The 20,165-nt window shown below is 68.7% G+C and carries 21 protein-coding genes; 5 read left to right on the top strand and 16 right to left on the bottom strand.

Going from position 1 to position 20,165, the window contains the following annotated elements; genetic code table 11:
• Positions 1–47 precede the first annotated feature (47 nt).
• From HNR11_RS06670 to rpmB, 11 genes are all read right to left on the bottom strand, one after another.
• On the bottom strand, positions 48–725 hold the full coding sequence (locus HNR11_RS06670; protein ID WP_343050605.1) for a methionine ABC transporter permease: 678 nt from the start codon (positions 723–725) through the stop codon (positions 48–50).
• A complete protein-coding gene (locus tag HNR11_RS06665) occupies positions 722–1,525 on the bottom strand; it encodes a methionine ABC transporter ATP-binding protein (RefSeq protein WP_179441646.1) in 804 nt (267 codons plus the stop codon). Before HNR11_RS06665 ends, HNR11_RS06670 begins: the two co-directional genes overlap by 4 nt.
• Before the next feature lie 26 nt (positions 1,526–1,551).
• Complete coding sequence (locus HNR11_RS06660; RefSeq protein WP_058888272.1) at positions 1,552–2,028, bottom strand: flavodoxin domain-containing protein; 477 nt, start codon at positions 2,026–2,028, stop codon at positions 1,552–1,554.
• 78 nt (positions 2,029–2,106) lie between these two features.
• Positions 2,107–4,095: an NHL domain-containing thioredoxin family protein gene (locus HNR11_RS06655; protein WP_179441645.1), complete on the bottom strand. Its 1,989-nt coding sequence runs from the start codon at positions 4,093–4,095 to the stop codon at positions 2,107–2,109.
• A gap of 26 nt (positions 4,096–4,121) precedes the next feature.
• The gene (locus HNR11_RS06650; RefSeq protein ID WP_179441644.1) at positions 4,122–4,973 is read right to left on the bottom strand and encodes a hypothetical protein; all 852 of its coding nucleotides are present in this window, start codon (positions 4,971–4,973) and stop codon (positions 4,122–4,124) included.
• Positions 4,970–7,120, bottom strand: a complete 2,151-nt coding sequence (locus HNR11_RS06645; RefSeq protein ID WP_179441643.1) for a cytochrome c oxidase assembly protein — start codon at positions 7,118–7,120, stop codon at positions 4,970–4,972. The genes HNR11_RS06650 and HNR11_RS06645 overlap by 4 nt, the downstream gene beginning before the upstream one ends.
• On the bottom strand, positions 7,117–7,392 hold the full coding sequence (locus tag HNR11_RS06640; protein WP_179441642.1) for a hypothetical protein: 276 nt from the start codon (positions 7,390–7,392) through the stop codon (positions 7,117–7,119). The genes HNR11_RS06645 and HNR11_RS06640 overlap by 4 nt, the downstream gene beginning before the upstream one ends.
• A gap of 175 nt (positions 7,393–7,567) precedes the next feature.
• On the bottom strand, positions 7,568–7,852 hold the full coding sequence (locus tag HNR11_RS06635; protein WP_036474622.1) for an HU family DNA-binding protein: 285 nt from the start codon (positions 7,850–7,852) through the stop codon (positions 7,568–7,570).
• A 469-nt stretch (positions 7,853–8,321) separates the two neighbouring features.
• A complete protein-coding gene (rpsN, locus tag HNR11_RS06630) occupies positions 8,322–8,627 on the bottom strand; it encodes a 30S ribosomal protein S14 (RefSeq protein ID WP_179441641.1) in 306 nt (101 codons plus the stop codon).
• 2 nt (positions 8,628–8,629) lie between these two features.
• Positions 8,630–8,797 (bottom strand): 50S ribosomal protein L33, encoded by a 168-nt coding sequence (rpmG, locus tag HNR11_RS06625; protein WP_022872124.1) that lies wholly within the window; start codon positions 8,795–8,797, stop codon positions 8,630–8,632.
• Positions 8,797–9,033 carry a 50S ribosomal protein L28 gene (gene rpmB, locus HNR11_RS06620; RefSeq protein ID WP_036474464.1) on the bottom strand — a complete coding sequence of 79 codons (237 nt, stop codon included), beginning with the start codon at positions 9,031–9,033 and terminating at the stop codon, positions 8,797–8,799. The genes rpmG and rpmB overlap by 1 nt, the downstream gene beginning before the upstream one ends.
• A 363-nt stretch (positions 9,034–9,396) precedes the next feature.
• Here rpmB and HNR11_RS06615 point away from each other — a divergent pair, with 363 nt between their 5' ends.
• Entirely contained in the window at positions 9,397–10,320 is a 924-nt protein-coding gene (locus tag HNR11_RS06615) for an EamA family transporter (RefSeq protein ID WP_179441640.1), read from the top strand.
• Here HNR11_RS06615 and HNR11_RS06610 read toward each other — a convergent pair.
• A complete protein-coding gene (locus tag HNR11_RS06610; RefSeq protein ID WP_179441639.1) occupies positions 10,262–11,716 on the bottom strand; it encodes an amidase in 1,455 nt (484 codons plus the stop codon). The genes HNR11_RS06615 and HNR11_RS06610 overlap by 59 nt on opposite strands.
• Positions 11,717–11,831: 115 nt before the next feature.
• The gene (locus HNR11_RS06605) at positions 11,832–12,863 is read right to left on the bottom strand and encodes a D-2-hydroxyacid dehydrogenase (protein ID WP_179441638.1); all 1,032 of its coding nucleotides are present in this window, start codon (positions 12,861–12,863) and stop codon (positions 11,832–11,834) included.
• Between the two features lie 127 nt (positions 12,864–12,990).
• Between HNR11_RS06605 and HNR11_RS06600 the strand changes: the two genes are divergently transcribed.
• The 3 genes from HNR11_RS06600 to HNR11_RS06590 all read left to right on the top strand — a co-directional run bounded on the left by HNR11_RS06600 (position 12,991) and on the right by HNR11_RS06590 (position 16,199).
• Positions 12,991–13,659 (top strand): GntR family transcriptional regulator, encoded by a 669-nt coding sequence (locus HNR11_RS06600; RefSeq protein ID WP_179441637.1) that lies wholly within the window; start codon positions 12,991–12,993, stop codon positions 13,657–13,659.
• A 52-nt stretch (positions 13,660–13,711) separates the two neighbouring features.
• The gene (locus tag HNR11_RS06595; protein ID WP_179441636.1) at positions 13,712–14,713 is read left to right on the top strand and encodes an aldo/keto reductase family protein; all 1,002 of its coding nucleotides are present in this window, start codon (positions 13,712–13,714) and stop codon (positions 14,711–14,713) included.
• Between the two features lie 241 nt (positions 14,714–14,954).
• Positions 14,955–16,199, top strand: coding sequence for a hypothetical protein (locus HNR11_RS06590; RefSeq protein WP_179441635.1), 1,245 nt, complete (start codon positions 14,955–14,957; stop codon positions 16,197–16,199).
• 24 nt (positions 16,200–16,223) lie between these two features.
• Here the strand turns inward: HNR11_RS06590 and HNR11_RS06585 are convergent, their stop codons facing one another.
• On the bottom strand, positions 16,224–16,778 hold the full coding sequence (locus tag HNR11_RS06585; RefSeq protein WP_179441634.1) for an acyl-CoA thioesterase: 555 nt from the start codon (positions 16,776–16,778) through the stop codon (positions 16,224–16,226).
• A 57-nt stretch (positions 16,779–16,835) separates the two neighbouring features.
• Positions 16,836–17,648, bottom strand: coding sequence for a winged helix-turn-helix transcriptional regulator (locus HNR11_RS06580; RefSeq protein WP_246310340.1), 813 nt, complete (start codon positions 17,646–17,648; stop codon positions 16,836–16,838).
• 243 nt (positions 17,649–17,891) lie between these two features.
• On the opposite strand from HNR11_RS06580, the gene ald reads away from it, so the two are divergent.
• Positions 17,892–19,004, top strand: a complete 1,113-nt coding sequence (gene ald, locus HNR11_RS06575; protein ID WP_179441633.1) for an alanine dehydrogenase — start codon at positions 17,892–17,894, stop codon at positions 19,002–19,004.
• Between the two features lie 30 nt (positions 19,005–19,034).
• On the opposite strand, the gene HNR11_RS06570 is transcribed toward ald, so the two are convergent.
• Positions 19,035–20,150 carry an enoyl-CoA hydratase/isomerase family protein gene (locus tag HNR11_RS06570; protein ID WP_179441632.1) on the bottom strand — a complete coding sequence of 372 codons (1,116 nt, stop codon included), beginning with the start codon at positions 20,148–20,150 and terminating at the stop codon, positions 19,035–19,037.
• Between the last annotated feature and the right edge of the window lie 15 nt (positions 20,151–20,165).

Genomic DNA, 20,165 nt, shown 5'->3' with positions numbered 1-20,165 from the left:
CAGCCCGGCATCACCGCGCCGGACTGGCCTGCAGCACCTGTCACGGCTCAGCGGGACCGGTGGTCCAGCGCCATGGAGAGTCGAGTGCCGGATGCCTGGATCAGCATCACGATCACCACGATCAGCGCGATGGTCACGTACATGATGTCGTACTCATAGCGCTGGTAGCCGTAGCGGATCGCGAAGTCGCCGACGCCGCCGCCGCCCACGACCCCCATGATGGTGGAGTAGGAGATCATCGAGATGGTCACCGTGGTCATCGAGAGCACCAGCCCGGAGCGCGCCTCGGGGTAGAGGAACCGGGTGACCAGCTGGAAGGTGTTCGCGCCCAGGGAGTCAGCCAGCTCCACAGTGTCCCGGGGGATGTCCACCAGGGTCTGCTCCACCCAGCGGGCGTAGAGCGCGACCGCCACGAAGGAGAGCGGGACCGCGGCCGCGGTGGTCCCGAAGGAGGTTCCCACCGCCCAGCGGGTGAACGGGATCAGCGCCACCACGAAGAGCAGGAACGGCACCGAGCGGACCACGTTGACGAAGCCGTTGAGCCCGGCGTAGACCCAGCCGCGCTCCTTCGGGCCGCCGCGGCGGGCCAGGTACATCCCGGTCCCCATGGGCAGTCCGACCAGCACCGCAGCGAGCAGGGACCAGCCGAGCATCGCCGCGGTCTCCAGGATCGAGGTGATGATCTCATCCTGGTACTCGCCCAGCCGCCGGGCCAGCTCGTTCACTCCTGGTCCCCCTCGAGGTAGGCGCGGGCCCGCTCCGAGTAGCTGTCGTACGTCTCGCGCGCACCCAGCCCGGCGATCTCCGCGATCCCGGTCAGCCGCCCGGACTCCAGGATCGCGGCCCGGTCACAGGTGCCCCGGATCACTTCGAGCTCATGGCTGACCAGGAGGATCGAGGTCCCCATCTCGGCGCGCACCCGCAGCAGGGTCGCGATGACCTCGTCGGTGTGCTGACCGTCCAGCGCGGAGGTCGGCTCGTCGCAGAGCAGGATGTCGGGTTCGTTGACCAGGGCTCGCGCGATCGCCACCCGTTGCTTCTCACCGCCGCTGAGCTGGGCGGGGTGCTTCTCGGCATGCCCGCCCAGGTTCACGAAGTCCAGCATCTCGCGGGCGCGGTCCTGCGTGCGCGAGGGCGGGACCTGCGCTTCGGCGGCGCGGCTGCGGAAGCCGCCGCGGGATCGGTGCAGGCTCAGCGGCAGCGCGACGTTGGCCGCCACGGTCTTGTTCGCCAGCAGGTTGAACTGCTGGAAGACCATCCCGATCCGGCGCCGTTGGGCCCGGCGGGCGCGCGGCCGCAGGGCCGCGAGGTTGACCCCGTTGACGGTGACAGCACCGGAGGTGGGCATCTCCAAGGCGTTGACCAGACGCAGCAGGGTGGACTTGCCCGACCCGGACTCACCGACCACCCCGAAGATCTCTGACTCACCGATGCTGAGACTGACCTTGTCCAGGGCGTTCACGGACCTGCCCCGCGGGGCGCCGCGCTGGGTGTAGCTCTTGGTGACCTGATCGAACTCGATCATCGGTGACGCAGGAACAACGGATCAGCTCAGCTCAGGCCGTAGGCGATCAACGACTGTGACCAGTCCTCGATCCCCGGCCAGTCACGGTAGTCGGCATTCTCCGGCGCCTTGACCACCTTGAGCTGCAGCTTCTCGAAGAAGCTGAGCTTCTCGGCATCGATCGCACCCCGGAAGTAGGCGACCTCGCGGTGCGGGTAGCTGCGCAGGGTCTCGGCCAGCTCGGGCGCGAGGCTGGGCCCGCCCCCGGAGGCGAAGAGGAACAGCGGCTTGCCGCCGAGCTCGGTGCGGTTGGCGTCGAGGAACATCATCCCCGGACCCCACAGCTTCTGCCGGTAGACCGGCACGCCCAGGACCACGTTATCGGTCTCGAAGAGCCACTTCCCGGCCTCGGAGACCTCTTTGACATGCGCGGAGACGCCGCGGGCCTTCAACGTGGCGGCGATATGCTCGCCGATCTCCGCGGTGGACCCGTGCTTGCTCGCAACAACGACCATCGTGGTCATGGTTCATCCGCCCTCTCGCAGAAACTTGGGTTCTCCTCTGAGCCTATCAACGCCGGTGTCGCTGCGGGAGCGCCCCGGTCATCGGACTCCGCGCAGGTCCAGGGTCAGCTCATCCTGGGCGCCGGCTTCCAGCCGGACCGGGATGCCCCAGTCCTGCTGGTAGAGATGGCAGGCGGCGTGCATCGGGATCTCTTCGCCCTCGGCGCCGTCGCAGGCGGCGGCGCGCGCGGTGATGTGCAGCACCCCCTCGGTGACCTCAGGGTTCAGCTGCAGCGTGCGGCGCAGCCCCTCGGAGTTCCCCGCACCGTCCAGGAGCAGGTTCTCCGGGGAGGAGGAGACCTTGAGCTGGGTGGGGTCGCCCCACCGGTCGTCGAGCTTCTGCCCAGTGGGGGCGGAGAAGCCGATGGCCAGGGAGAACTCGCCCGGAGACACCGCCGTGGTCGGTCGCTGGCTCTGCGTGGCGCCCTCATCCACGGTGAGGTACTCCTGGGGCACCGCGATGCGCACCAGCTCATGGGCGTTGGTCTCCACGACGAGCAGGTTGGTGCCGTCGGCGTCGAGCAGGACATCTGAGGGTTCCTTCAGTCCGCGCGCCACGGTGGAGACGCTGGCCGCGACGGTGGTGCCGTCCGCAGCAAGGTGCCCACCGCGGTAGCGCCGGATCGCACCGTTATAGGTATCGGCCAGCAGCACAGAGCCGTCGGGCAGCGCGGTCACGCCCAGCGGATGCTGCAGCCGGGCCTGCTCCGGGGCTCCGTCGCGGAAGCCGAAGTCGAAGAGGCCCTCGCCGATCAGGGTCTCCACCTCCGGGGTCGCCGCCTCGCCCGGCGCAGCGTCAGAATCAGCGCCGGTGCGGATCACGCGCAGCGAGGAGGTCTCGGAATCGGCGATCCAGATATCCCCGTCGGCGTCCTCGGTGAGCCCGGAGGTCTGCGCGAACCATGCGGCCTCGGCGGAGCCGTCGAGCAGCCCCTCCAGGCCGGTGCCGGCGAAGATCGAGAGCTCCCCGGTGGCGGGGTCGAAGGTGAAGATCTGGTGGGTGCCGGCCATCGCGATGACCACCCGGCCCAGGGTCGCCGACCACAGCACGTCCCAGGGAGAGGACAGCGAGATCTCCAGCGGCTCGGTGCCCAGGCTGCCGGACTCGATCGCTCCGGAGCGGGCGCGCTCGGCGTCGAGGAGTCGCTGCACGCCGTTGCCGGCCAGCGTGGTGACTGCTCCGGTCTCGGCGTTGATCCCGCGGAGCCGGTGGTTCACCGTGTCGGCGACCACGATGTCGTAGCCGACCTGCTGCGCCAGCTCGGCCGGGAGCACGGTCAGGCCCTGGGGCTCGTTGAACCGGGCGGAGGCGGGGTCGCCGTCGCGGTGACCCTTCTCGTGGTCCTCTCCTCCACCCCAGGAGCGCACCACCGTGGTCAGGTCGGTGTCGAGCTCCACGATCCGGTGGTGGCCGGTGTCAGAGACCAGGAAGTGCCCGTGGGAGGAATCGGATCCACCGAGCTCACGAGTCACCGGGACCGCCTTGCCGGGGAAGCGCAGCGTGCGCGAGACCGGCTCGGGCGGGACATAGGGCCCGTCGCCGCGGTGCAGGGTTCCCTTGGCCTCGTGCTCTGCCACGAGCTCCTCCACCAGCGAGGTCAGTCCGGCCACGTGGCCCTCTCCGGCGAGGTGCGCGGCGATGTAGCCCTCCGGGTCGAGGACCACCAGGGTCGGCCAGGCGCGTGCTGCGTAGGCCTGCCAGGTGGTCAGGTTCGGGTCGTCCAAGACCGGGTGGGCGATCTCGTAGCGTTCGACGGCGGCGGCGAGCGCGTCCGGGTCTGCCTCATGCTCGAACTTCGGGGAGTGCACGCCCACGGTGACCAGGACGTCGCTGAAGCGCTGCTCCAGCGGGCGCAGCTCGTCGAGCACGTGCAGGCAGTTGATGCAGCAGAAGGTCCAGAAGTCCAGGATCACGATCTTCCCGCGCAGGTCCTCCAAAGAGACGTCCTTGCCGCCGGTGTTCAGCCACCCTCGCCCCAGAAGCTCGGATGCGCGCACCCGCTCGGCGCGGCGAATCGTCTCAGTCATACGGGAACTCCCTCTGTTCTGCTTGGCTATTCTTCGGTCTCCAGCGCGGCGGACGCCTCGGCGGCGATGGCCTCCGCGATCGCGGTGAACTCGGCCGATTCTGCCGCCTCCCCGCCGGTGAAGGAGACCATGATGATGTCACTGCCCACCTGCGTGAACAGGATCTGGGCGAAAGTTGTTCCATCCCCGCCGCTGCGCCGCCAGGAGTAGGCCACGGTGTCCTGAACCTGCTCCGCGGAGACCTCATCCTGGTCCTGCAGCGTCGGCTCCTGGATGCGCAGCTCGTAGTCCACTCCGTCCAGGGTGAACTCGGTGTCCTGGCAGGATTCAAGCAGCTCCGCCACGTTCTCCCGGTGCTCGGCCACGCGCTGCTCATCCGCCGGGCTCTGAAGGGTGGCCAGCTCGATCGAACCGGCCCCGTCGAAGCTCTCGGCGAAGTAGTCTGCGCGCACCGCCTCTTCAAGCAGCAGCGGGGAGAAGTCGACGGCGGCCAGCGGCTGCGCGCAGGAGGCCGGGCTCACCTGCGCCTCGGGGTCCTCCCCGGCCAGGGAGTTCTCCTGGAGCAGCGCGCGATAGGAGTCGGCGACCTCGTCGGAGACGAATCCCATCTCGTTGAACCCGAAGCTGGAGGCACGCCCGGCGCCTTCCTGGGCCGCGGCGATCAGCCGTTCCGGGGCGCTGAGAACAGCCCCGCCCTCGCCAGTGCCGCCCTCGCCAGTCCCGCCCTCACCCGCGCCATTGGGGGCGGCCTCCCCTGGGCTGACCCCGGCGTGATCGGGATCCTCCGGGGCTGTGGCACCGGTGTCCGAGCCGCAGGCGGTGAGCAACAGCACCCCGGCGAACGCCGATGCCGCTGCCGCGATCCCTGGTGGCCTCATCGTGGTCCATCCCGTTCGGCCATCTGGGCGAACATGTCGTTGTAGTCGTGGAGCTCGGCGTCTCCGGTGCGGTCGGCCTCGCGGTCCAACCGCTTGGTCTCGCGCTTATCGTCCCGGGACCAGATGACCCCGGCCACGAAGGACATCAGGATCGCGGGGATCTCTCCCAGCGCCCACATCAGTTCGCCTCCGCTGCGCTGATCCTCCAGCGCGGTGAAGCCCCAGTCGTGGCCCATGTTGCCGAACCAGGCGGCCTGGATCAGCTGGTCCGAGCTGGTCATCGCCACCGCCAGGAAGGCATGGAAGACCATGGTGGCGAGCAGGATGATCAGCCGCATCGGGTGCGCGGGCCGCGCCGGCAGGGGGTCCTGGCCGATGAGCACCAGCGCGAAGATGTAGCCGGTGGCCAGGAAGTGGAAGATCATCAGCTCGTGGCCCACGTGGTACTCCAGCACCAGGCCGAAGACCGGGGTGTAGTAGAAGATCAGCAGCGACCCGGCGAAGTTCACCGCCGCGACGATCGGGTGCGTGATCACCTTCGAGAAGCGCGAGTGCACCAGCCAGAGGATCCACTCTCGGGGGCCGCGGGTGCCGTCGGTGCGCACGTCCAGTGCGCGCAGCGCCAGGGTCACCGGGGAGCCCATGACCATGAACAGCGGCGCCACCATGGTCAGCGTCATGTGCTGGATCATGTGCCCTGAGAAGAGCACCATCCCGTACACCGCTGGCCCGCCGGAGGTCACCCAGAGCAGCACCAGCAGGCCGAAGAGCCAGCTCGCGGCGCGCAGGACCGGCCAGGAGTCTCCGCGCCGACGCAGCCGCACCATGGCGAGCAGGTACCAGGCGGCGAGGAAGACGACGACGGCGACCCAGAGCCAGTCCGGGCGCCACAGGGTCAGCCAGAGGCTGCCGGTGGGCTCAGGGGGAAGGTCGTAGCCGGTGAGCGTCCGCGCCGGGGTGGCGTCGGGGGGAAGCTCCTCGGGCACCGGGGGCGCGGTGCGCCCGAGGATGGAGCTGATTCCGATCACAGCCGCCATGATGGCGATCTCCACGAGGATCAGCTGGAAGAGCAGGCCGGACGGTCGCGCCCCGCTGCCCAGCCGAGGAATGATCCAGGACCGGTGCATCCAGCCGATGCCGGCCAGGGCGAGGGTGGCCAGCAGCTTCGCAGAGATCATCAGGCCATAGCTGGTGGCGGTGAGCTGCTCGAGGGTCTCGATGCGCAGGCTTGCGTTGATGACCCCGGAGGCTGCCACGGTGATCAGGGCCAGCCCCGCCAGGGTGGAATAGCGCCGCAGCAGCGTCTCGGTCATACCAGGCGCCTGGGTCGCGGGGGCCTCCGCGCTGCGCGGGCTCGCCTCGGTCACAGGCGCTGCGACGCCCGACACCCGGGTCTGGGCTGCATCTCGGCTCAGCGCCGGGCTCAGCAGCGCCAGCACCACGAGGCCGCCCACCCAGATCACGACGCCGAGCAGGTGCAGTCCCAGCGAGTTCACCGCCGCGTAGTGGTCATCGCCGGAGGCCGAATGCCCGACCAGCGCCATCGGGACGATGGCGGTGAGTCCCAGCACGGCGATGAAGAACAGTCCCGCAGGGGCGCGGACCGCGGTCACGAAGGTGGCGAAGACCGCGGCGATCAGCACCACCGCGGCCCAGGCCTGCCCGGTCGGGATGGACTGCACGTAGTCGAAGAACCCGGCGGCGAAGGAGTCCGATGAGGAGAGCGCGAGTCCTGAGAGCGAGGAGAAGGTCAGCACCAGCACCGCCACCGCTGCCACGGTCCAGACCACTCCGGCGAGACCAGCGATCTGCATGGTCCGGGTGAACAGCGGGTGCTCGGCAGCGGCACCCTCACCGGCAAGCTTCCGGCGCCGCCGAGGACCTGCCTGCGGGGGCACCGCCACGGCGGCCAGGATCACTGCGGCGATCGCCGTGGCCATGGCGAGGTGATGGATGAAACGGGCCACCGGCAGACCCCACCGGGTGGGCGCTCCGGGGTCGGAGAGCTCGCTGGGCGCGGTGCTGCCGGAGAGGACACCGGTGACGATCAGGGCCAGCAGTCCGGCGCACAGCGCGGCGGCCGTCAGCGGCAGCGGCGCAGTCCAGACACGGGTGCCCGAGGTCAGGGTGGGGGCGGAGGTGCTCACGCGCCGTCGTTCCTGGGCGGATCAATGCGGGGATCCTGCGAGGAGCCGGGCGGGGGACCCTGCTGGGGGTCATCGCGCTCGGGTTCGGGGCGCGTGGACTGCTGCCAGCGCGCTGACTCGTGCATCTTCCGCCGCGCCAACACGATCACCAGGACCAGCACGAGCAGGCTGGCGATCCCGAAGACCAGCGGGGCCCACCCTGGCATCGCAGGCGCGGCGGCCGTGGCTGAGGCTGTAGCTGTGGCAGTGCTCAGGGATAGTGGGGCTGTCATGGCGATGCTGCACCTTCCTGCGGGGTCGTCAGGGTTTGCGCCTGCCACGATTCTACGCCGTGTAGAAGACCCGGCTCTGACGACATCGGCCCCTTACCCGTTCTCCGGGCGAGGGGCCGATGTTCTCAGGCGGGCCGTGGCTCTCCGGTCTGCGGAGCGCCGCGGCGGCGCGGGCTCACTTGCCGGTGGCAGCGGCCTTCAGCTTCGAACCTGCGGAGAGCTTGACCGAGTAGCCCTCGGGGATCTGGATGGTCTCACCGGTCTGCGGGTTGCGTCCGGTGCGGGCGGCGCGCTTGGTGCGCTCCACGGCCAGCCAGCCGGGAATGGTGACCTTCTCGCCCTTGGACACCTGCTCGGTGAAGACCTCGAAGACCGAGTCCAGGACGCCGTTGACGGCGGCCTGGGAGTTTCCGGACTTCTCTGCGACTGCTGCGACGAGCTCGCTGCGGTTCAGTGCCATGTGTTTGTCCTCCTGGACTTATTCGGTGGCAGTCCCCGGCACGACCTGCTCAATGCGTGCCGCTGCCGCGATCTTCTGCGGCGGCGGGCCGGTCATGCCGCGTGGGGCTTTCAGAACGGCAACTTACCACGCAGGCCCGGCGGAACCAGCATAGAACCGCGTGATCCTGGGCCCGAGGGCCGCATTCTCCGCTCCGCGAACACCGCAGACGAGGATCTGAGACGGTGCCTGGTCGCTGGGATGGGTGGCATGAAAAAACCACCCGCGGGAGGACTGATGCTGTTCCTCCAGGGGGTGAGGAACAGCAGCCTCCGCACGGGTGGCGGTCTTTGCGGAGCGCACACGCTCGGTGCGCGGCTCCGGGGGTTCAATCTAGAACACAGTGTGTATCGTACAACCACTTCAAAGGGTGGGCCACCCGAAGGCGACCCACCCCTAGAAAAGGTGTTCTCGATTCAGCCTCGGCTGATCACCAGGACGACTTGGTGATGCCGGGAAGCTCACCGTTGTGCGCCATGTCGCGGAAGCGGATGCGCGAGATGCCGAACTTCTGGAAGGTGCCGCGGGGGCGACCATCGATGGAGTCGCGGTTGCGCACGCGGATCGGGGAAGCATCGCGGGGAAGCTTCTGCAGACCCACGCGAGCTGCCTCGCGGTCCTCGTCCGAGGCATTGGGATCGATCAGGGTCTTCTTCAGCTGCAGACGCTTCTCGGCGTAGCGCTCAACGATGACCTTGCGCTGTTCGTTCTTTGCGATCTTGGATTTCTTAGCCATGATCAGCGCTCCTCTCGGAAGTCGACGTGCTTGCGAACGACCGGGTCATACTTCTTGAGCACGATGCGGTCGGGGTTGTTGCGGCGGTTCTTGCGGGTCACGTAGGTGAACCCGGTGCCGGCCGTCGACTTCAGCTTGATGATGGGACGTACGTCCTTGTCCTTGGCCATTAGAGCTTCTCACCCTTCTCGATCAGCTCGGCAACGACAACGTCGATGCCGCGGACGTCGATGGTCTTGATGCCCTTCACGGACAAGGTCAGCGTCACATTGCGTCCCAGCGAGGGAACCCAGTAGCGCTTCTTCTGGATGTTCGGGTCGAACCGGCGCTTGGTGCGCCGATGCGAGTGGGAGATTGAGTTGCCGAACTGCGGCCCCACTCCGGTCACCTGGCAACGTGCTGCCATGATCACTCCTCTTGCGTAAGTACGTGAATGTATACGGGCGGTCCCCGATTCTGGGTCCCGCCACCAGCTATGACACCGTTACTTGCGAGGACGGACCAGGCTGGGTGAGATCCAACCGAAGTGTCTTCTCATTCGTCCAGCGAAACGCTGAACGGACGGTGGTGCTTGATGTGGTGCTCTGGAATCCAGGCTTCACAATCGACCATGCTGCTTTCCGGCGCTGAGGCCCACCCGGTCCTCGCTCCAAGAGGACACGCATGTGCACAGCGCAGCACGGCTTGCGACTGTCTATGGTAGCCCGCGCCCGGGGATTCGGCAAAGCGGGTGCGGGAGTCGGCCCTGGGCCGGCGGTACAGTCATGGCGTGACTCGCAACGCCGCCCGCACCCTCCCCGCGCTTCCCGTGGCGGCCATCGTCGCCACCGTGCTGATGTGGGCCTCCTCCTTCGTCCTGATCCGCTACTCCGCGGGGGAGCTCTCCCCCGGCCCGCTCGCCCTGCTGCGGCTGCTCGCCGGCACGGTGACGCTGAGCGCGCTGCTGCTCTGGGTCCGCCGGGGGAACCTGCACCCGCCCAGCCGACCCGCGCTCGGGCTGACTGCTCTCTTCGGGGTCATCTGGTTCGCGCTCTACACGGTGGTCTTCAACCTCGCCGGGCACTACATCGACGCCGGGACCATCGCGATGGTGGTGAACCTGGCCCCCCTGATGGTCGGAGTCGGCGCGGTGGTGTTCTTCAAGGAGTCGTTCTCCTCCCGGCTCTTCGCGGGCATGGTGGTCTCGCTGTGCGGGATCGGACTGATCACCGTGGCGGGCTCCACCGGCCAGCTGGCGCTGGCCGGGCTGGGCATCGCCCTGCTCGCGGCGTTCCTCTACGCCGGGGGCATGCTGATCCAGAAGCTCGCACTGCGGCACACCGACCCGCTGACCGCGACCTGGCTGGCCTGCGCCGCTGGGACCATCGCCCTGCTTCCCTTCCTCGGCGCCACCTGGGACCAGCTGCAGACGACCTCGACCCCGGTGATCCTCGGCGCGGTGTACATGGGGATCGGGCCCACCGCTCTGGGCTTCTGGTTCTGGGGCTACGCGATGAACCACTTCCCCACCGGCAAGGTGGCCGCATGCACCCTGGCGGTGCCCGCCGTCGTCGTGGTCATGTCATGGCTCACCCTCGGCGAGGTTCCGCCGCTGCTGGGGATCATCGGCGGCGCAGTGACCCTGACCGGGGTGGCTATCGCGCAGCTTCGCCGGCCGGCTCGACACGTGCCGCAGGCGCCACCGGTGCGCTGAACCTCTCCCCGCTGGCCAGCTCGTAGGCCCGTGCGGCGCGGAGCACCGAGCGGTCCCGGGTCCGGGCGGCGACGATCTGCAGGCCCACCGGCAGCCCGGCGGCGGTCAGTCCGCAGGGGACCGAGACGGCAGGCTGTTGGGTCATGTTGAACGGGTAGGTGTACGGGGTCCAGCTGGTCCACAGGTCCGAGCGCCAGCCCGCCGGAGCCTGCCGGCTCGCATCGAAGGCTGGGATCGGCATGGTGGGGGTCACCAGCAGGTCGTACTTCTGATGGAAGGCTCCCATCCGCACACCCATGTCCATGCGCACCCCGGTGGCGGTGAGGTAGTCCAGCGCCGAGGCGTCGGCGTACTGCTCGATTCCGGCCCGCAGCCCTGGATCCACCTTCTCCAGCGCGCCGGGGCCGTAGGCCTCCAGGACCTTCGCGGCTCCGGTGAACCAGAGCACGTGGAAGGCCTCCACCGGGTCCGTGATGTCGGGGTCCACCTTCTCGACCTGGGCGCCGAGCGAGGCCAGCACGGCTACCGCCTCCTCAACCCGGGCCTCGACCTCCGGGGCGTTGCTGCCGAATCCCAGGGTCGGGGAATACCCGATCCGCACCCCGGCCAGCGAGCCGCCGTCGACCTCTAGTTCCGTGAGGTCGGCGGAGAATGGTCGGGTCTGTGAGGGCAGGGCGGACCAGTCCCGGGCATCGAAGCCGGCGATCACATCGAGCAGCAGGGCGGTGTCGGTGACCGTGCGCGCCATCGGCCCGGCGTGGGCAAGAGTCCCGAAGGGGCTGGCCGGGTACATCGGCACGGTGCCGTAGGTGGCCTTGATCGCCACCGTGCCGGTGAACGACGCCGGGATCCGGACCGAGCCGCCGCCGTCGGTGCCCACCGCCCAGGGGCCCATCCCGGCGCCTACTGCGGCGGCCGCACCTCCGGAGGATCCGCCGGCGGTCAGCGCCGGGTCCCAGGGGTTGGTGGTCGCACCGAAGCGCCCCGAGTCGGTGGTGCCCTTCCACGCGAACTCCGGCGTGGTGGTCTTGCCCAGCAGCACCGCACCGGTCTCACGCAGCCGCGCCACGCAGGGCGCGTCGAAGTCCCAGGGCCCGGCTTCATCGATCAGCCGGCTGCCGCGCAGGGTGGGCCAGCCCACGGTCGGGAAGATGTCCTTGATCGAGGTCGGCACCCCGTCTCCGGGACCGAGGGTCTGTCCTGAGGCCCAGCGCCGCGCGGAGGCTCGAGCGGAGTCCAGCGCAGCATCCCGGTCCACCAGCACGAACGCGTTCACCGCGGGGTCGCGCTGCTCGATCCGTTCCAGGGCCGCCTCGGTGGCGTCCACCGGGGTGAAGTCACCCGAGCGGTACCCCGCGAGCAGTTCGACGGCGGTCAGGTCGGCAAGGTGCGTCATGCGCCCCTCCTCTGGATCTGGAGTCCTAGGACTCATCTGGTGCGGCTTATGGGTGGGATCGATCGGTGGTCGGCGGGCGGGGTGTCCGGCAGGACTCGGCGGTGCTGGGCTGCGCTCAGTGCCGGGGGACGTATCCCTTGGCAGTGTCCACGAGGTTCTTCAGCTCCTGCCCGTCGAGCCAGCGCTCGGCGTTGTCCCGGAACTGTTCCGCCAGCGCCGCACGCCAGCCGTGCACGTCTCCTGACATGTGCGCGGAGATGGTCACCGAGTCCATCGCCCAGAGCGGGGAGTCTTCTGGCAGCGGCTCCTGGGCGAAGACGTCGAGGGTGGCGCGCGCCAGGTTCCCGGTCTGCAGCGCCTCGAGAAGCGCCGTCTCGTCCACCGATTCACCGCGCCCGATATTGATCAGGTGCGCGCCGGGGCGCACCGCTGCCAGCGACTCCGCCCCGATCAGCCCGGTCGTCTGCGCGGTGAGCGGTGCGGCATTGATGATGTGGTCGAAGCCGTCGATGTGCTGCGGAAGCTGTGCACTCTGCACCACAGTGCCGAAGTCGGGGTCCTCTTCCCGCGCAGTGCGCCCGGCGCCGGTGACGTTGATCCCCACCGCACGCAGCAGGCGCGCGGTCTCGCGCCCGATCGCCCCGGTGCCGATGATCAGCGCCGAGGTGCCCTGCACCCTCTGGGTCTCGCGGTGGACCCACTGCGCCTGCTGCTGGTGACGCTGGCTTGCCGCGAAGTCTTTGGCGTGGGCGAAGATCGCGGCCAGCACGTACTCCGCGATCGGACGGTCAAAGATGCCCTGCGCGTTGGTCACGGCCACCTCAGAGCCGCTGAGCTCGTCGAACATCAGGGCGTCCACCCCCGCGGCGGCCACATGGATCCATTCCAGGGCACCCGCCCGGGGCCAGGCCTGCTGCACCGCGGGGGAGAAGAAGTCCCAGAGGAAGAGCACCTGGGCGCCTTCGATCGCGGCCCCAAGCCCATCGGCGTCGGTGTAGCGCAGCTCTGCGCGCGCCTGCAGGGACTCCAGCCCTTCGGGCAGATGCAGCTCAGGTCGGTGCAGCTCGGCAGGCTGATCGGCTGCTGGCGCTGCCCCGGGATCGGCTCGCGGACACAGAACGGTGATGATCGGTCGTGCTGTTGTCATATCCACCTGCCCCTCTCTGGCTCATGATGGCTGCCCGGCCGGGGCTGTCCCCCGCTGCTGAGCTTCCCTCGCCAGGTGCGGCTATGCTATGAATACCTGTGAAGATTGTCAACAATCCGGAGATGCCATGAGTTCTGCATCAGGCTTCCAGCCCGTCCCCCGCGAATCCACCTCCTCGCTGATCACCCGCCAGCTGCGCGAGGGCATCATGCGCGGCGCGCTGCCCGCGGGCGCCCAGCTCTCTGAAGCCACGCTGGCCGCCGAGTTCGGCGTGAGCCGCGGCCCGCTGCGCGAGGCCATGCAGCGGCTGGTCCAGGAGGGGCTGGTGCGCAGCGAGCTCAACCGGGGGCTCTTCGTGAAGGAGCTCGACGAGACCGAGATCCGCGACCTCTACCTCACCCGCACCGCGATCGAGACTGCCGCGGCCCGGGCAGTGGCCCACGGGGAGTCAGCGGGTGAAGGTGCCGCGAGACTGCGAGCCCGCGCGGCCGCGATGTCCGCAGCCGCCGCCTCCGGGGACCTGCAGGCGCTGGCAGATGCAGACTTCGCCTTCCATGAGGAGCTGGTGAGCCTCGCGGGCAGCCCGCGGCTCCACCGAGTCCACGAGACCCTGATGGTGGAGACCAGGATGTGCATGACGGCGCTGCAGGGCACCTATTTCGACCCGGAGGATCAGGTCGCAGAACATTCCCGCATCGTCGAGGCCATCGCCTCCGGAGATGACGCAGGGCTGGTGCGCGAGATCGAGGAACATATGCAGGAAGCCTTGGATCGCCTGGTCAGAGCGTCTCGGTGAACTCTTGGCCAAACCTATGGCCCGGCAGAGCAGACGGCGCTAGGGTCAAGTGATGGAATTCAGATATCTCGGACATTCAGGCTTGAAGATCTCAGAGATCACCTATGGAAACTGGTTGACCCACGGCTCCCAGATCGAGAACGAGGTCGCGACCAGCTGCGTCCACGCCGCCCTCGACGCCGGAATCACCACCTTCGACACCGCTGACGTCTATGCCAACACCGTGGCAGAGCAGGTGCTCGGCGACGCATTGGCAGGTCAGCGCCGGGAATCCCTGGAGATCTTCACCAAGGTCTACTTCCCCACCGGCCCCAAGGGCCCCAACGACACCGGACTCTCTCGCAAGCACATCCTGGAGTCGATCAACGGCTCACTGACCCGGCTGGGCACCGACTACGTCGATCTCTATCAGGCACACCGTTATGACTATGAGACGCCGCTGGAGGAGACCATGCAGGCCTTCGCCGATGTGGTGCGCGCCGGGAAGGCGCTCTACATCGGGGTCTCCGAGTGGACCGCCGATCAGCTGCGCGCCGGCCACGCATTGGCCAAGGACCTGGGCGTGCAGCTGATCAGCAATCAGCCGCAGTACAACATGCTCTGGCGAGTCATCGAACCCGAGGTCGTGCCGGCCTCCGAGGATCTCGGGATCTCCCAGATCGTGTGGTCCCCCATCGCCCAGGGCGTGCTGACCGGGAAATACCTGCCGGGTCAGCCCGCGCCTGAGGGCTCTCGCGCCTCGGACAAGGAGGCCGGAAAGTTCATCGAGCGCTATATGGACGAGGAGATCCTCACCGCGGTGCAGAATCTCAAACCGATCGCGGCAGACCACGGGCTGGATCTCGCACAGCTCGCCGTGGCCTGGGTGCTGCAGAACCCGAACGTCGCCTCCGCCCTGGTCGGCGCGTCTCGGCCGGAACAGATCGCAGGCAACGTCGCTGCGGCCGGGGTCACCCTGGATGATGCCGCGATGCACGCGATCGACGCGGTGATCGGGGATCTCGCCGAGCAGGATGCCCGCCTGACGAAGTCCCCCGAGACCCGGCTGAGCTGAGCACGCCCCGACTCTCCGCCGGCCGCGCAGCGGTCCAACGGCGAGGCCCCCGGTGCCGCAGCGCACCGGGGGCCTCGTCGATTCACAGGTCTCAAAATCTGGTCACCTTTACCGTATCGTTATGAAATTCAGGGCGTGGAACGTACACTGGCCGCTGGACTGAAGACATGGACAGCCGGCTGAACATGAGCGCGGCCAGATGACGAGGGGGCGGGACCGGATGAAGCCTGGAGCACGGGGTGTGGCCCCCCTCAGCGGTGCCGCCCTGCTCAGCGTGACCCTGCTCCTGGGTGCGTCCCCCGCGGCCGCCGTCGCATCCCCCGCGCCAGTCTCTGAACCCCCTGCCACGATGCAGGCCCAGGACGACGCCGTCGGTCCCAGCTCGACCCAGGACGCCCAGGGCGCGAGTCCTGCGCCATCCAGTGCAACGCCGGATGCACCCTCTGAAGAGTCCAGCCCTGAACCGTCGGACCCTGTCGAGGGTCTCAGCGAGGATCCGACCGAGGCGCCGCTGGATCCGACCGTGCCGGGGGACCCCACGGAGACTCCCGCGCCGGGCCCGACGCAGCCGGAACCCACGGAACCGGATCCCACAGAGCCAGAACCCACCGAGCCGGGCCCGACACAGCCAGAGCCCACCCAGCCGGAGCCCACGGACCCCGGGAGCACCGAGCCGGATCCCGCAGATCCCAGCGCCCCGGGTCCGGAGACTCCCGAGCCCGAACCCTCCGAGGAGGAGCCCCCGCCAGGCCTCCCTTCCGATCCCGGTGAGGGGACCTCGGCCCCCGCGCAGGGCGAGCACTATCTGCAGTGCGGCTCGGCATTCGCCTACCCCGGTCAGACCCAGACGCTGCGGCTTCAGATGAGCAGCAGCCTGAGCGACCTCACCGTGGGCTCGAGCCTGACCGGAGCAGAGATCTGGATCGAGGGTGGCGTGGTCTATTACCAGGCACCCTCGCCGCTGCCTCCCGGTGCCTCCCAGGATGATTTCGCGGTTCGGGGAGTCGATCCCAACGGCGACCCGGTCTCGGACCGCTGCAACATCGGTCTGGCATCCACGCCCGGCGACGCCGACGACGCCGAGCAGCCCGCCCCACCGAGCCAGCTGGATCCAGCGCCGGGCAGCCCGAGCACAGAGCGCCCCGGGTCGGCCACCGCTCCCAGCACTGCGAGCAGCTCCCCGAGCAGCTCCGCGGGGGCGACCTCCGACTCGAGGCTCAGCGGCCCTCCCATTCCCGGCATGCCCGGCTACGCGCTGCCAGGTCAGGGATCCCCCAGCTCCCCAGACTCGGCCTCACCGACGCGTGAGCGTGGGGACTCCCACGAGGACCCGGCGTCGGCTCAGCCGGCGGAGGACTCGGCGCTTGCGGCGACCGGTTTGAGCACCGCCCAGACCGCCATCGCCCTCACGCTGGCGCTGCTGGCGATCCTCGCCGGTGCTGCGGCCATGATGTTGGCGTCTCGCCGATCAGGCTCCACCCGCTGATCAGGCTCCGCCCGCCGATCAGGCTCACCAGGTGTTGGGGGCCGGCTTCCGCGCCGCCGGAAGCGCGGAGTCACGGCGCCAGTTCGCAAGCTCCTCCCCGATCCTGAGGTCTTCGGGCACCTCATGCCCGAGGTCCTGGATCGCGTCGAGGATCTCGGCGTTGGAGACCGGCCCGTTGCGGGAGAGCAGCCGTCCCGCGATATGCGCGCGGACGTAGATCTCGCCGTCGACCACTGCGCGCTGTTCGAAGTAGAAGCACTTCTCATCGAAGCCGATCATCCGGGTATGGATCTCGAACCGCTTCATGAAGGTGACCGAGCGTCGGAAGGTGATCTGCTCGGACTGGACCACCGGGGACCATCCGCGCTTCTTCATCTGCGCCCACAGGCCAGAGCGCGCCATCAGATCGAATCGGCCGAGGTCGAAGAGCGAGAAGTACTGGCCGTTGTTGATGTGCCGGGCGATGTCGATGTCGGTGGGCAGTGCTCGCAGGGTGAGCACCGAAGACTCCCAGACAGAGATGGGAGGTCGACGTCGGGCGCGCAGCAGCACCAGCAGGGTGCGGAAGATCACATGCATGGGCCCAGTGTGCCATAAGCTACCGCTGAGTAATAACTTGGTCTGCGGTGCGCGAGTTCACCCCGATGCCGCGGAGGGCGCCGAGAGGGAACCAGCGGTGCTGGATTCGGCGGCGCGCAGCACGTAGCCCGCTCCACGGACGGTGTGGATCATGCGGGGCATGTCGGCCTCGATCTTCTTGCGCACATAGGAGATGTAGAGCTCCACGATGTTCGCCTGCCCGGCGAACTCGTACTCCCAGACCTGCTGCAGGATCTCCGCCTTGGGCAGCACCGTCCTGGCGTGCAGCATCAGGAGTCTCAGCAGCCGAAACTCCGTGTCGGAGAGGTCGATGTCGCGTCCGCCGCGGCGCACGGTGCGCGCGGCGGTGTCCAGCTCGAGGTCCCCGACCAGCAGCCGCTCCCCTTCACTGCGCTGCGGGAGCCGAGCCGTGATGAAGTGCAGTCGGCGCAGCGCCTCCTGCACCGTGATTGCTCCGGCCATGTGGTCATCCTGGGGGTGCACGGCCCTCAGCACCGATTCCAGCTCGATCCCGGCGTCAAACCAGTGCAGCACCGCCGACGGGTCTGCGCTTGAGCGCAGGTCCTGAAGAACCTGTTCCATATCGCTCACCTGGCGACTGGATCGGGCATCGACCACGAACAGCTCCGGGGTCTCCACCTGGATCGCCTGCCGGGCGGCCTCTGCGCTGGAGGCCAGCAGCACCTTCACGTCGATCCCACGCAGTCGCTGGCTGAGCTCCGAGGCAGCCGGCGAGGGACCACCCAGGATCAGCACCGGGGAGGAGACCGCGAGCCTGGGCGGCTCGGCGGGCCGCAGGGTCGTCTCCGGGGATCCTTGCGCAGGCCCGGCACCGTTCTCCCCCGCCATGACACCTCCCGCCATTTCTTCCTGAACTGCCTCCTCAGGACGTGGCAGATGTCCCGGAACTCTACAGACTCTCGACCTTCGATCCTAGGCCGAAGCCCCAGGCGCAACAACAGCCTGACCCCTGAGCACCTCGAAGCGGGATCCGATTTCGTGAAAGACTGTCCGCAGTGACCGACATCACCCTCCGTCCGTCACTGGTTCACCCGCTGACCCGCCCCACCTGGCACCTACTGAGGAGAACAGATGATCATCGGAGTCCCCGCCGAAGTGAAGAACAACGAGTATCGAGTGGCGCTGACCCCCGCCGGAGCGGTGGACCTCACGGGCCGCGGACACCGGGTGCTGCTGGAGGCCGGAGCCGGCACCGGTTCCGGCTTCACGGATCAGGACTACCGGGCCGCGGGTGCCGAGATCCTCGACGGCGCCGACGCGGTCTGGGAGCAGGCCGAGATGATTCTGAAGGTCAAGGAGCCGCAGGCGGAGGAGTTCCCCCGGATGCGCTCTGGTCAGGTGCTCTTCACCTATCTGCACCTCGCAGCGGAACCGGACTGTGCCCGCGCCCTGCAGGAGCGCGGCGTCACGGCGATCGCCTATGAGACCGTCACCGGCTCCCACGGCCTGCCGCTGCTGGCTCCGATGAGTGAGGTCGCCGGGCGCCTGGCGCCGCAGGTGGGCGCCTACCATCTGATGCACTCCCAGGGGGGCCCGGGCATCCTGATCGGCGGCGTCCCCGGCGCCCGCCCCGCGAAGGTGGTCGTCATCGGCGGCGGCAAGGCCGGGGAGCAGGCGGCGCTGACCGCACTGGGCATGGGTGCCGATGTCACGGTGCTGGACCTGAACATCGAACGGCTCCGCGAGCTCTCGGCACTCTCCGGACGCGGTCTGACCACGCTGGCCTCGAACACGCTGACCCTGACCGAGGAGGTCGCCGCCGCCGATCTGGTGATCGGTTCGGTGCTGGTCCCGGGAGCGACCGCCCCGAAGCTGGTGACCCGGGAGATGGCCGCCGCCATGCGTCCGGGCTCGGTCCTGGTGGACATCGCGATCGACCAGGGGGGCTGCTTCGAGGGCTCCCGCCCCACCACCCACGCCGATCCCACCTTCCATATCGGGGAGCAGATCTACTACTGCGTGGCGAACATGCCCGGGGCGGTGCCGCACACCTCCACGGCCGCCCTGACGAACTCCACGCTGCGCTATATCTTCGCCCTGGCGGACAAGGGATGGAAGCAGGCGCTGCGGGAGGACCCGCATCTGGCCAACGGGCTCAACGTCCACGCCGGGGAGCTCACCAACGCCCCCGTGGCCCAGGCCCTGGGCGCGCCGCACCGCGCCATGGCGGACGTGCTGGCCTGAGCAGCTGGGGCCGCTCAGGCCTGCCCCAGCTCAGAAGCTCTGGCGGTCTTCGAGCTCGCGCCCGGGCACCGCAGTGAAGTAGGTCTCCACCAGCGCCGCGTCCACCGCCTCGAGCGTTCCGGGACTCCAGCGCGGGGTCCGGTCCTTATCGATGACCTGGGCTCGGATGCCCTCTCGGAAGTCCGCCGAGCGCAGCATGTGCACTGCGATGGTGAACTCCTGCTCGAGCGCTGCAGGCAGGGAGAGCTGCTGGGCGGCGAGGATCGCGCGGTGCGTGACTTTCAAAGAGGTCGGGGACTTCCCGCGCAGGGACTTCACAGCGGTCGCCGCGTCCGGTGCGGTCGGCGCGAGCTCGTCGAGGCGATCAAGCAGCTCCTCCACGCTCGGCGCGGCGTAGGCCTCATCGATCCAGGTCTGCGACTGCGCAAGTGCGGAGGCGTCCGGTGTCTGGGTGAATCGGGGCAGCACCTTGGCCACCGACTCCGTGCTCAGCGCCTGGGTCAGTTCAGGCAGGTCCTCGCTGCGCACTTCGACGTCGGCCAGGCCCAGGGCGAGGGTGTCGGCGGCGTGGAGGTGGGCGCCGGTGAGTCCCGCGTGCAGCCCCAGGAACCCCGGAGCCCTGCCCAGGAGCCAGGTGCCTCCGACGTCGGGGGCGAAGCCGATGGTGGTCTCGGGCATGCCGGCGCGGGTGCGTTCGGTGACCACGCGGTGGGATCCGTGGGCGGAGACCCCGATGCCGCCGCCGAGCACCAGCCCGTCCATCAGGGCGATGTAGGGCTTGGGGTACTCGGCGATGGTGAGGTTCAGCGCGTACTCGGTGGCCAGGAAGGCCTCGCTGACGAAGTCGGCGGCGTAGCCGGGCGTCCCGTCGGGGAGGATCCCGCCGCCGTCGTGCTCCTGGAGCCGGACCATCTCCTGGTAGAGGCTGGAGACGTCGCCGCCGGCGCAGAGACCTCGGTCTCCGGCCCCGCGGATGAGCACCTGATCCACCCGATCGTCCACGGCCCAGTCCTGGAGCTGGACCAGGAGGCACTCACACATCAACTGGGTCAGCGCATTCACCGCATGCGGTCGATTCAGTGTGATGATGCCAAGATGTCCGCGCAGCTCGAAGGCCACATCACCGGTATACGTCTCCCTGCCCATGTGACAGAGGTTACA

This window comes from Nesterenkonia sandarakina (assembly GCF_013410215.1).
In the GTDB taxonomy this organism is placed as follows: domain Bacteria; phylum Actinomycetota; class Actinomycetes; order Actinomycetales; family Micrococcaceae; genus Nesterenkonia; species Nesterenkonia sandarakina.
Note: the sequence above shows the minus strand (reverse complement) of the source record. Positions and strands in the feature narration are given on the sequence as shown.